General features: G+C 69.4%; 8 protein-coding genes. 4 read left to right on the forward strand and 4 right to left on the reverse strand.

What is annotated here, in order from left to right:
• Positions 1-11 precede the first annotated feature (11 nt).
• The 4 genes from M3T53_RS04170 to M3T53_RS04185 are packed head-to-tail and all read right to left on the reverse strand — an operon-like array spanning position 12 to position 2,886.
• Complete coding sequence (locus M3T53_RS04170; protein ID WP_272433195.1) at positions 12-470, reverse strand: PTS sugar transporter subunit IIA; 459 nt, start codon at positions 468-470, stop codon at positions 12-14.
• Entirely contained in the window at positions 467-697 is a 231-nt protein-coding gene (locus tag M3T53_RS04175; protein ID WP_272433196.1) for a PTS glucose/sucrose transporter subunit IIB, read from the reverse strand. The genes M3T53_RS04170 and M3T53_RS04175 overlap by 4 nt, the downstream gene beginning before the upstream one ends.
• Before the next feature lie 49 nt (positions 698-746).
• Positions 747-2,051 (reverse strand): MFS transporter, encoded by a 1,305-nt coding sequence (locus tag M3T53_RS04180; RefSeq protein WP_272433197.1) that lies wholly within the window; start codon positions 2,049-2,051, stop codon positions 747-749.
• Positions 2,052-2,061: 10 nt separating this feature from the next.
• Positions 2,062-2,886 carry an HAD hydrolase family protein gene (locus M3T53_RS04185; protein WP_272433198.1) on the reverse strand — a complete coding sequence of 275 codons (825 nt, stop codon included), beginning with the start codon at positions 2,884-2,886 and terminating at the stop codon, positions 2,062-2,064.
• Between the two features lie 290 nt (positions 2,887-3,176).
• Here M3T53_RS04185 and M3T53_RS04190 point away from each other — a divergent pair, with 290 nt between their 5' ends.
• The 4 genes from M3T53_RS04190 (at position 3,177) to M3T53_RS04205 (ending at position 12,074) form a co-directional block, all read left to right on the forward strand.
• Positions 3,177-5,570, forward strand: coding sequence for a glycoside hydrolase family 3 protein (locus M3T53_RS04190; RefSeq protein WP_272433199.1), 2,394 nt, complete (start codon positions 3,177-3,179; stop codon positions 5,568-5,570).
• Between the two features lie 358 nt (positions 5,571-5,928).
• The gene (locus M3T53_RS04195) at positions 5,929-6,354 is read left to right on the forward strand and encodes a hypothetical protein (RefSeq protein WP_272433200.1); all 426 of its coding nucleotides are present in this window, start codon (positions 5,929-5,931) and stop codon (positions 6,352-6,354) included.
• Between the two features lie 157 nt (positions 6,355-6,511).
• Entirely contained in the window at positions 6,512-9,478 is a 2,967-nt protein-coding gene (locus tag M3T53_RS04200) for a glycoside hydrolase family 3 protein (protein ID WP_272433201.1), read from the forward strand.
• Between the two features lie 181 nt (positions 9,479-9,659).
• A complete protein-coding gene (locus M3T53_RS04205) occupies positions 9,660-12,074 on the forward strand; it encodes a glycoside hydrolase family 3 protein (protein ID WP_272433202.1) in 2,415 nt (804 codons plus the stop codon).
• The last annotated feature ends 59 nt before the right edge of the window (positions 12,075-12,133 follow it).

The raw sequence follows: 12,133 nt of genomic DNA on the forward strand, positions 1-12,133 counted from the left end.
TGCGATCGCGGTCAGTCGATCCTCAGCAGGGGCGCTCCGGCGACCACCGGCGTCCCGGGGCCCACCGACGGCGACACCGACGCCCCGGCCGGTTCGAGGACGATCACGGGGACGACGGTGGACAGCCCCGTTTCCGCCGCGGCCGACGGGTCCCAGAAGATCACGGGCTCGCCGGATTCCACGCGATCCCCCTTGCCGACGAGGACCTCGAAGCCGCGCCCGCCGAGCTCGACGGTGTCGATCCCGACGTGGACGAGCACCGCCTGGCCGGAATCAGCGCGCACGACGAAAGCGTGCGGGTGGAGCGCGACCACCGTGCCGGAGAACGGGGAGACGACGCGGATCCGGGCCGACACCGCGGGCTGGACGGCCAGCCCGGTGCCGACGATCTCCTGGGCGAAGACGGGGTCGGGGACATTGGCGAGCGCGACCGCCTCCCCGGCGACGGGGGAGGCGACCTGGAGGCTCACCGCAGGGCTTCGATCTGAAGGACGAGATCCTCGGTCTGCGGGCCCATGACGACTTGGACGGAGTCGCCGACGGTGATGACGTCGAATGCGCCCGCCGCGCGCAGAGCCTCGGAGTCGACCGCCGAGTCGTCGACGACGTCGAGCCGGATCCGGGTGATGCAGGCCTCGAGGCTCGAAATGTTCGTCCAGCCCCCGAGGGCGTCGAGGATCTGCTGCGCCTGGCTCATGGAAAGCCCCCTTCTCACTCACAGGCACCCGATGAGGTGCGAATCACATTCAGGGTAGCGCACGGGCGCGCGCCCCGTCCCCGTCTCCGCCGAGCCGGGCGGCGGGGGTCAGGGCCATGAGCCCCCCGGCGACGAGAGCCCCCGCCGTGAAGACGTACATCGCCGCCTCCACTCCCATCCGCTCGGCGAGGGCGCCGCAGGCCAACGACCCCAGTGGCATCATCCCCCACACGGCGAAACGGAAGGTCGCGTTCAACCTGCCGAGGAGCTCCGGAGGGCACAGTCGCTGGCGCAGACTCATCTGGGTGACGTTGTAGATCGTCAGGAAGAAAGAGCCGACGACGCTCGCGGCGACGATCACCGCGGCCGCCAGGGAGCCGGCCCTCGCCGACAGCGGCAGCCCCAGCGACGCGACGACCCCGATGACATTGCACAGGTAGATCGACCGGCCCTCGCCGAGACGACGGACGATCCGGGGCCGGGCGATCGCCCCGATCAATCCCCCGACGGCCCCCAGGGACAGCAGGCCGCCGAGGGTCGACGCCGACATCCCCAGGGTGCGCAGGACGAGGACCGGAACGAGGACCACCTGGGCCTGCATGAAGAACGAGGCCATCGAGATGCAGGCGAACAGGGGAGCGAGGAGCGGCTCGGACCGGACGTAGTCCAGGCCCTCGCGGATCTGGCGCCACAGACCGGTGCCGGCGAGGGGAACGGGGCGCGCCTCCGGCTCGGAGATCCTCCACACCGCCAGCGCCGAGAACCCGTAGGCCCCGGCCGTCGCCGCATAGGCCAGGGGGGCCGAGGCCACGGCGCTCAGCCACCCGCCCAGGCCGGGCCCGCCGATCCTCGCGATCTGGAAGGAGGCCTCGAGGCGGCCGTTCGCGTCGCCGACCTGAGTGGGGCCGACGATGACGGGGACGTACGACTGGTAGGCGACGTCGAAGAAGACGGTGGCCAGGCCCATGACGGCCGCGACGACCATGAGGTGCGCGAGGGTCAGCCCGCCGAGCATGTCGGCGATCGGCACGGAGGCCAGGGCCGCGACGCGCACGAGGTCGGCCGCGATCATCGTTCGGCGCTTCCTCCACCGATCGACCCACGCGCCGGCCGGCAGGCCGATGAGGAGGAAGGCGATCGTCTGCAGGGCGTTGAGGAGCCCGACCTCGTCGGTCGAGGCGTGCAGGATCGTGATCGCCATGGCGCTCGTGGCCAGCGCGGCCACCTGGAACCCGATCTGGCTGGCGGTCTCGCCCGCCCACAGGTGGAGGAAGGCGGAATTGGAGTTCAGGGGCTCGGGCTCGGGCGTCGATTCGCGCCCGGAGGAAGTCGAACCGTCTGGGAGGGATCCCATGGCCTCCGCCTCAGATCAGGTCGAGCTCGGCGAATGCCCAGGCGAAGCCGTCCTCGTCGATCCGCGGGGCGACGAGATCGGCGACGGAGAGGACCTCGTCGGCCGATCCCCCCATCGCGACCCCCGTGCCCGCGGTGCGCAGGGCGTCGATGTCGTTCGTCGAGTCCCCGATGGCGATCGTCTCGGCGACGTCGACCTCCAGGCGCTCGCATACGAGCCGGATGCCGGTGCCCTTGGAGATGTCATCGGGCATCAACTCGACGGCCAGCGCGTCGCCGGCCCCCACCGAGCCGCCGATGACCTGGAAGCCCTCGGGCATCCGGGGTCTGAGCGCCTCCAGGTCGGCTCGATCGGACGGGATGTAGACGGTGCACTTGCTCGACGACTCCGGCAGGCCCGTGCGCACGAACGGCCCGACGGAGTCCGCGTAGTCCGCCCAATCCCCGTCCGATTCCCCCGCCGTCGCCAGGAAGGCCGACATGTACCCGGGCTTGGGGTGCATGGCGTCGGGACCCTGCCAGATCCACATCCCGTCGACATCGTCCCAGACCGTGGTGATGCGGCGAATGTCCTGCGCCCCGATCCTCCTGTCGAGGAGGACGTCCTCGCCGACGCGCACGTAGGCGCCCGCCGCCCCGATGATGCCGGCGAATCCCAGGTCCCACACCCACGGGTAGATCTCGGGGACGGAGCGCCCCGTGCACAGCATCAGCGTATGGCCGGCGCCGACGGCGTCCCGGCAGGCGCGGACGGCCGATTCCGGGGGTCGCTGGGTGCGGTCGAAGAGGGTGCCGTCGAGGTCGACGAAGACGAGGCGGGTCCGGTGCGCAATCACAGTGCGAGCCTATCGGGTCGGCGGCCGGCGGACCGGGGCAGTCCGAGGAGGGCTCGCGCGGCGCCTCGACCACGGTGACTCGCCCGGTCGAGTCACGGGAATGTCACGGCGGGGCAGATTGTGCCTCTGCAATGACAGATTGTGCATCGCCGGGGGTGCGAGTCTCATCCCCGTCCCTAGCCTGGCCGTGCACTGATGCCGAGCGGACGTCCCCGTCGACGCGCGACTCGGCGGAGAAGCATCACCATTTCCAGCTCGATGAAGAACTACCACGTTGTGAGGGGAATTCAATGAGGATCTCTCGTTCGACGAGCGCGGTCGCGGTGGTCGGCGCTGCAGCTTTCGCTTTGGCGGGTTGCTCGACCGGCGCACCGCAGTCCCAATCGGGGACCGCTGAGAACACCGGCACCACCTACGTCACCACCGAGATGACCGACGGCAAAACAGAGTTCACGCAGGTGAAGAACCCGAACGGCGGGCAGGTCCTCTCGTTCGCCACCGGCGGTGCCATGAAGGTCGTCGAGGCGAAGGACGGCGACTACACCTACGCCTTCAAGGACATCAACGGCAACGGGGAGCTCGACCCGGCCGAGGACTGGCGCCTCGACGCCAAGGAGCGCGCGGCCGCCTACGTCAAGGGCCTGACGAAGGAGCAGATGAGCGGCCTCATGCTCTTCTCCTCCCACGAGCGCGCCCCCGGCGACGGCCTCACCGAGGACCAGAAGACGTACCTGTCGCAGTCCTACCTGCGCAACGTCCTCAACGCCGGCCCCTCCGACGTCAAGATGAACGTCCAGTGGGTCAACGAGATGCAGGCCTACGTCGAGACCCTCGGCAGCGCCGAGCTCCCGTACATCCCCGTGAACTACTCGTCGGATCCGCGCTCCGACGCCTCGCAGGCGGCCTCCTTCTCCGAGGCCGGCGAGATCTCGAAGTGGCCGAGCTCCCTGGGGCTGGCCGCGACCTTCGACCCCGACACGGTTCTCGAATTCGGCAAGATGGCCTCCCAGGAGTACAAGGCCCTGGGCATCGCGACCGCGCTGTCCCCGCAGATCGACCTGGCGACCGAGCCCCGCTGGCTGCGCGTGTCCGGGACCTTCGGCGAGGACGCCCAGATGGCCGGAGCCATGGCGAAGTCCTACGTCGACGGCTTCCAGGGGACCTTCTCCGAGGGCGGCGAGAACACCGGCTGGGGCGATCAGTCCGTCAACGCGATGATCAAGCACTGGCCCGGCGACGGCGCGGGCGAGGGAGGGCGCGAGTCCCACACGTCGGCCGGCCAGTACGAGGTCATGGTCGGCGGCAACTCCGCCGAGCACATCTCCGTCTTCCAGCAGGCCCTCGACGCCGCCTCGGTGATGACCTCCTACTCGATCACCCTCGACGCGAACGGTGACCCCGAGTACACCGACCGCATGGGGTCCTCCTACGACGCGGGTAAGCTCTCGGCGCTGCGCGACGACAACGGCTTCGACGGCGTCGTGTGCACCGACTGGGGCGTCACCAACGCGCTGTCCGACCCCGACGCGTTCATCGCGACCGGATGGGGCTCCGACTCCCTGACGAAGGAGGAGCGCCACTACGCGATCATCAAGAACGGCACCGACATGTTCGGCGGCAACAACGACGCCGCGCCGGTCCTCGCCGCGTACGACATGTGGCAGGCAGACTACGAGGCCGGCACGAACGACATCGACGCCCAGACCCGCTGGGCCCAGTCCGCTCAGCGCGTCCTGACGATGATCTTCAACGCCGACGCCTTCGACAACCCCTTCCTCGACCTCGACGCCTCCTCGGCCGCCGTCGGCTCCGACGACAAGGTCGAGGCGGGCCGTCAGGCCCAGCTCAACTCCATCGTCCTGCTGAAGAACGACGGGGCCATCACCCTCGATGAGAACGCGGACTACTCCGACAAGACCGTGTACGTGCCGCACACCTACGACACGGGCCGCGCCTCGCTGTTCTCCCCCGAACCCGAGGTGACCGAGGGGATCTCCCTCGACGAGGAGCTCCTCTCGAAGTACTTCGGGACGGTCGTCACCGACACGGTCGTCGACAACGGGGACGGGACCTTCTCCTACACGGCCCCCGACCTGACCGACGTGGACGTCGTCCTGGTCGGCATGAAGTCGCCGAACTCGGGAGCGGTGTTCGCCAACTCGGGACTGGACGCCGAGACCGGAACGTACTACCCGCTCTCCCTCCAGTACCGCCCCTACACCGCTGACGGGCCCAACGTCCGCCAGACCTCGATCTCGGGCGACATCCTGCCCGACGGGACCAAGGAGAACCGCTCCTACTACGGTCAGACCTCGCGACTGACGAACGAAGCCGATCTCGACGCCCTCCTGCGCGCCCGCGAAGCCGTCGACGCCTCCGGCAAGGACATCCCCGTCATCGCCGTGCTCAAGGCGAACAACCCGGTGATCCCCGCCGAGTTCGAAGCCCAGTCGGACGCCATCGTCGTCGGATTCGGCACCGCTCAGGAGGCCCTCATCGAGATCGCCCTGGGCAAGCACGAGGCCAACGGCCGCCTGCCGATCCAGTTCCCCCAGGACATGGACACGGTCGAGGCCAACAAGGAGGACGTCGCCAAGGACGTCACGCCCTACACCGATTCGGCGGGCAACGTCTACGACTACGGCTTCGGCCTGCATATCGACGGATCGGTCATCACCGACTGACCCGATCGACGCGGACGCCTCCGGGCGGGCCCTCCCAGCGGGGGAGGGCCCGCCCCAGCGGCCACCAATAACGAACGGATAACGGAAACGCAGATTGTGCGGCCCGGCCGACAGATTGTGCGCCCCCGCTTCATCCGCGTTCCCGACGATCCATAGGATCGCCCCAGGCCCGATCCCCTCCGACGCCCGCATGACGGCGAGGAGACGGAGACGGCGGCACACGCACGTCAACGATGATCGACCAGCCCGACGAACCCCGGAGCGGCCGCCCGACGCAGTCGCCCCGCCCCGGAGACGACCGCGGATCATGCGCTGACGCACGACCCGAAGACAGTCGAAGTGGAAGGGACCACTGACCATGAAGAACTCGCTCCTGCGCATCGGCCTGGCCGCCGCCATCGCCATGACCGGCACCGCGGGCCTCGCCGCCTGCTCCGGCTCCTCCGACGCGCCGGCCGCGGCCGGCCAATCCGCCGCCGTCGAGGGCGAGGACGCGGCGACCAAGGACGACCTCGTCCGCGCGCGCCAGACGATCCTCGACACCCTCGAGTCCAACCCGTCCTTGACCCAGATCTACCTGGCCAACGACGTCGACAAGCCCACCGAGAAGTACGGCATGCTCGTCGTCCCCTACGACTGGTCGGACGACACCGAGAAGCTGACGACCTCCATCGTCAAGATCGAGGGCGGCACAAACTTCGTCATCGGCGCGCTCGCGGCCCAGTCGCAGAAGACCTACCAGATCGACCAGGACGGCACGATCTCCGAGGTCGAGGCCAAATGACCCGCGGCCCCAGCAGGGGCTGACCCGAGCGGGACCCGGGGGGACGCCTCGGGCCCCGCCCCACCGGGGGACCGCCCCCGACCGTCGCCCGATGACCGGCGACGCACCCGGCGCCAGCGGCGGCCGGGCCGACACCATCAACGAAGGGGCTTGGGCAGTGGCTACCAAGGCAAACAAGGCTCCGATGACGAACAAGAGATTCCTGGCGATCTGGATCCCCATCCTCGCGGTCCTCGCCGTCCTCGTCATCGTCGCGAATGTCGCGATCGGCATTTTCAACAGCTGGATCGGCGGCGCGCTGGGCGCCGGCGAGTACACGGTGACGAATCCCGAATCCGCTCAGGGCTGGGACACCGACTACTACGACGCCGACTACGACACCGTCGAGGAGATGAACGCCGCCGCCGCGACCCTCATCGAGGAGATCGAGGGCGAGGGCATCGTCCTGGCGAAGAACGACGCCCGGGCCCTCCCCCTGCCCGCCGGCTCCGCCGTGACGATGCTCGGGCGCACCGCCGCCGACCCCGTCTACGGGGGCTCAGGATCCGGCTCGGTCGACGTCACCACCGCCGTCAACGCCCGCCAGGGCCTCGAGAACGCCGGGATGAGCGTCAACGACGCCATGTACCAGGCGATCGACGCCTACGCGCAGGCCAACGACCGCGCCGTCATCGAGATGGACAAGCCCGAGATCTCCACCTACGTCATCGGCGAAATGCCCGTGTCCGAATACGAGGCGCACGCCGACTCGATCGCCGACTACCAGGACGCGGCGATCGTCTACATCGGACGGGGCGGCGGCGAGGGCGGGGACCTCGCCCAGTCGATGCAGGGATGGGACGACAACTACGTCGACGGCCAGCACCAGCTCGAACTCAACAAGGACGAGAAGGACCTCTTGGAGTTCGCCAAGTCGAACTTCGACACGGTTGTCGTCGTCGTCAACGCCTCCACCACCCTCGAAATGGGGGACATCCAAGCGGACCCCGGCATCGACTCCGTCCTCCTCATCGGCTCGCCCGGCCTGTCCGGCTTCAACGCCGTCGGCAAGGTCATCGCCGGGCAGATCCCCCCTTCGGGCCGCACGACCGACACGTGGGCCTCCGACTTCACACAGGACCCGACCTTCGTCAACTTCGGGGACTTCACCTACGAGGACCTCGCCGCCTCCTACTCGTCGTCGGCCCTGTCGAGCGCCGCGTCAAACGCGACCGTCACCGAGGACGCCCCCTTCGTCAACTACCAGGAGGGCATCTACATCGGCTACCGCTACTACGAGACGGCCGCCGTCGAGGGATTCATCGACTACGACCGGGCCGTCGTCTACCCCTTCGGATACGGCCTGAGCTACACCGACTTCTCGCAGACGGTCGTCGGCCAGGACTTCGGCGGCGTCGACGGCCAGATCAGCGTCGACGTCGAGGTGACGAACACCGGTTCGGCCCCCGGCAAGGACGTCGTCCAGGTCTACTACTCGGCTCCCTACACGCGCGGGGGCATCGAGAAGCCCGCCGTCGTCCTCGGCGGCTTCGCCAAGACCGACGAACTCGCCCCCGGCGCCTCGCAGACCCTCACCGTCTCCTTCGCCGTCGAGGACATGGCGTCCTACGACTACGAGCAGGCTCGCGCCTACGTCCTCGAGGCCGGGGACTACGAGATCACCCTCCGATCCGATTCCCACACCCCGGTCGACGGGGCGTCCCCGATGACCTACACCGTCGACGAGACCGTCGTCTACGGCGAGTCGAATCCCCGCTCGACCGACGAGACGGCCGCCGTCAACCAGTTCGACGACGTCTCCGGGGACTTCACGGACGACCCCTCCCAGACCGGGAAGATCCTCAACATGTCGCGCGCCGACTTCGCCGGGACCTTCCCCCGCTCCCCCCTCGGCACCGAGCTCATGAAGGCCTCCGAGGCCGCGCGCGCCGGGTTCGCCGAGTACGACGCCCGGGCCGCCGCCGAGGCGTTCGAGGGGGAGACGCCGACAACGGGAGCGGACACCGACCTCACCCTCGTCGACCTGCGAGGAGCCGCCTACGACGACCCCCGATGGGATGAACTCCTCGACTCCCTCGAGGTCTCGGACATGACGAACATGCTCCTCAACGGCGCCTACAACTCCGCGGCCCTGCCGTCGATCGCCAAGCCCGCGGTCACGGACCTCGACGGTCCCGCCGGGTTCTCCTCGTTCATCAACGCCTCGGTCAACGGCCCCGCCTACCCGTCCGAGTTCACCATCGCCCAGACGTGGAACGTCGACCTGGGCGAGGCCATGGGGGCCATGGTCGGCAACGAGTCCCTCCTGAAGAAGGTCTCCGGCTGGTACGCCCCGGCGATGAACCTCCACCGCAGCCCCTTCGCGGGGCGCAACTTCGAGTACTACTCGGAGGACCCGATCCTGTCGGGCGAGATGGCCGCCGCCGTCTCGCAGGGGGCCCTCGACAAGGGCCTGTACACGACGCTCAAGCACTTCGCGCTCAACGACCAGGAGACCAACCGTGTGAACAACGGGATCGCCTCGTGGGCCAATGAGCAGACGATCCGCGAGCTCTACCTCAAGCCCTTCGAGATCGCAGTCAAGGGCGTGACCTCCCAGGTCGACTACATCGCCGACGAGCAGGGGACCACCGCCACCGCCCAGATCGGCTCCCTCGCGGTGATGAGCTCCTTCAACCGCATCGGCGCCACCTGGGCGGGCGGCTCGAAAGCGCTGATGACGAACGTCCTGCGCGACGAGTGGGGATTCACCGGGTTCGCCATCACGGACTTCAACCTCTACAACTACATGAGCCCCGACCAGGCGATCGACGCGGGAACCGACCTCACCTTGTCCTTCGCCCCGTCCAAGTCCTACAAGGACGACTCGTCGGCACTGGGGGTGGCCAACATCCGCAAGGCGACGAAGAACATCCTGTACGCGGTCGCCAACTCGAACGCGATGAACGGTCTCGCCCCCGGAGCGACCGTCTCCTACGAGCCCCCGATGTGGAAGTACGGTCAGTGGATCGGCACGGCGGTGCTGTCCCTGGGGATCCTCGCCGGAGCCGTCGCCGTCTACCGGCGCGTCGCCAAGCACGCCGGCGACTCGCAGATCCGGGTGAAGGACGCCCGACGCGAGTGATCCGCCGGAGGCGGAGGCGATGGGCCCGGGCCCATCGCCTCCGCCCATCGGGCCCGACAGAATACCGATTCACAACGACAGATCATGCACCCCGGCCCGCCGGCACCGCCGGAGCCCCGATTCACTGGGGCCAACCCCCGACGATGACGGCGCGCGGCGAGCACGAGAAGGGAACGACGACGTGGCCTCGACGATTGAGCCCGAACTGACGCTGCTGGAAGCCGCGTCCCTCCTATCAGGTTCGTCCGAATGGGACTCCCGGCCCCTGCCGGCCAAAGGCGTCCCCTCCTTCGTCATGTCCGATGGCCCCCACGGGATCCGCCGTCAGCTCGGCTCCGGCGACCACCTGGGGATCGCCCAGTCCGAGCCCGCCACGTGCTTCCCGACGGCCGCCGCCGTCGCCACCTCCTGGGACCCCGGCCTCGCCGAGGACATGGGACGGGCCCTCGGCGACGAGGCGCTCGCCCTGGGGGTCGACGTCGTCCTCGGCCCAGGCCTCAACATCAAGCGGTCCCCGCTGTGCGGTCGCAACTTCGAGTACTACTCGGAGGACCCCCTCCTCGCCGGGCGGATGGCGGCCGGACTCGTCCGCGGCATTCAATCGACCGGGGTGTCGGCCTGCCCCAAGCACTTCGCGGTCAACTCCCAGGAACTGCGCCGCATGGCCTCCGACTCGGTCGTCGACGAGCGCACGATGCGCGAGATCTACCTGACGGCCTTCGAGATCGTCGTCCGCGAGTCCGGGCCGCGCGCCCTGATGAGCTCCTACAACCTCGTCAACGGCACCTACGCCCACGAGAACCCCCACCTGCTGACGGACATCCTCAGGGAGGAATGGGGCTTCGACGGCATGGTCGTATCCGACTGGGGGGGATCGAACTCGGCGGTCGCCGCCGCCCGCGCCGGCGGCTCGCTGGAGATGCCCGCCCCCGGCCTGCACAGCGCCCGCGAGATCGTCGCGGCCGTCGAACGCGGCGACCTCGCGGAGTCCCACGTGCGCGAACGCGCCGCGGAGGTCCTGACGATGGCCCGAGCGGCCGCCGCCTCTCGCGATCCCCGCCCCGTCCTCGACGCCGACGCCCACCACGCCCTCGCCCGGAGGATCGCCGCGGAGTCCATCGTCCTCATGCGCAACGAGGACTCGATCCTCCCACTCGCCCCCGGCACCCGCGTGGGCGTCGTCGGGGACATGGCGAAGACCCCGCGCTACCAGGGGTCCGGCTCCTCCCAGGTCAACCCGACCCGACTGGAGACGATCCTCGACGCGATCGGCGCCACCGACCTCGACCTCGTCGGCTACGCCCAGGGTTACGACCGCCAAGGCGCCGAGAACGAGGCCCTCGCCGCCGAGGCCCTCGATCTGGCCGGCCGCTGCGACGTCGTCTTGGCCTGCATCGGACTCGACGAACTCTCCGAGTCCGAGGGGCTCGACCGCTCCCACATGCGCCTGCCCCGCGTCCAGACCTCCCTCGTCGAGCGGCTCGCCGAGATCAACCGCAATGTCGTCGTCGTCTTGTCGACCGGATCGGCCGTCGAGACCTACTGGGTCGAGCACGCGCGCGCGGTGATCCACACCGGCCTGTCCGGCCAGGCCGGGGCCTCCGCCGCCCTGCGGGTCCTCACCGGGGACGTCAACCCCTCCGGGCGCCTGGCCGAGACCTACCCCCTGCGCTACGAGGACACGCCGACCGCCGGCTGGTACCCGGCCGAGGGCCCCCTGTCGCTCTACCGCGAAGGCCCCTACGTCGGCTACCGGTACTACGCGTCGACGGGCATCGACGTCGCCTACCCCTTCGGATTCGGCCTGTCCTACTGCGACATCGAGTACTCCGACCTGCGCGTCGGAGCCGACGGCGCCCGAGTGACGCTGACGAACGCCTCCGACGTCGACGGGGCCGAGGTCGTCCAGCTCTACGTGCGCGCTCCCGGCGGCGTCTTCGGCCCGGACCGCGAGCTCAAGGGATTCGTCAAGGCCCGCGTCCCCGCGCGCTCGAGCCTCGACGTCGAGATCCCCTTCGACGCCTACACGTTCCGCCACTGGGAGTCCGCCGAATCCCGGTGGGCCACCGAGGCGGGGGAGTGGACGATCCTCATCGGCCGCAACGCCCGCGACATCGTCCTCGAGGGGGCGCTCCTCGTCGAGGGGACCACTCCGGCCCCCGTCGACGAGCGCCTCGGCCACTACCTGACCGGTGACGTCGCCGAGGCCACCGACGCCGAGTTCGAGGCCCTCCTGGGGCGGCCGATCCCGGTCCCCCCCTCGACCGGCGCCCTGGGCGCGACCGACCCCTTATCGTCGATGAGCAGGGCCCGCAGCCGCCTGGCCCGTATGGTCGCGGCGAACCTCGCCAAACGGCGGGAGAGGGCCGACGCCACGGGCCGGCCGGACCTCAACATCCTCTTCGTCACGAACATGCCGTTCCGGGCGATGGCGAAGATGACGCGGGGCATGGTGTCGACCGACATGGTCGACGGGGTCGTCGACATCGTCAACGGGCACCACCTGCGGGGCCTGAGGACCACGATCGGCGGGTTCTTCCGCAATCGGGCCGCCGACAGGGCGACCCGGCGCGCGCTCGACGGCGAGAGCCGATGAGTCGCGCGGCCACCCGCACGGACACGACATCACGAACAAGAGAGGGACGACGATGGACG

This window comes from Actinomyces sp. B33 (assembly GCF_028437565.1).
Taxonomy (GTDB): domain Bacteria; phylum Actinomycetota; class Actinomycetes; order Actinomycetales; family Actinomycetaceae; genus Pauljensenia.

Coding starts and splice junctions, on each gene's coding strand:
- M3T53_RS04175 (WP_272433196.1), bottom strand. CDS start 697: ATGAGCCAGGCGCAGCAGATCCTCGACGCCCTCGGGGGCTGGACGAAC.
- M3T53_RS04180 (WP_272433197.1), bottom strand. CDS start 2,051: ATGGGATCCCTCCCAGACGGTTCGACTTCCTCCGGGCGCGAATCGACG.
- M3T53_RS04190 (WP_272433199.1), top strand. CDS start 3,177: ATGAGGATCTCTCGTTCGACGAGCGCGGTCGCGGTGGTCGGCGCTGCA.
- M3T53_RS04195 (WP_272433200.1), top strand. CDS start 5,929: ATGAAGAACTCGCTCCTGCGCATCGGCCTGGCCGCCGCCATCGCCATG.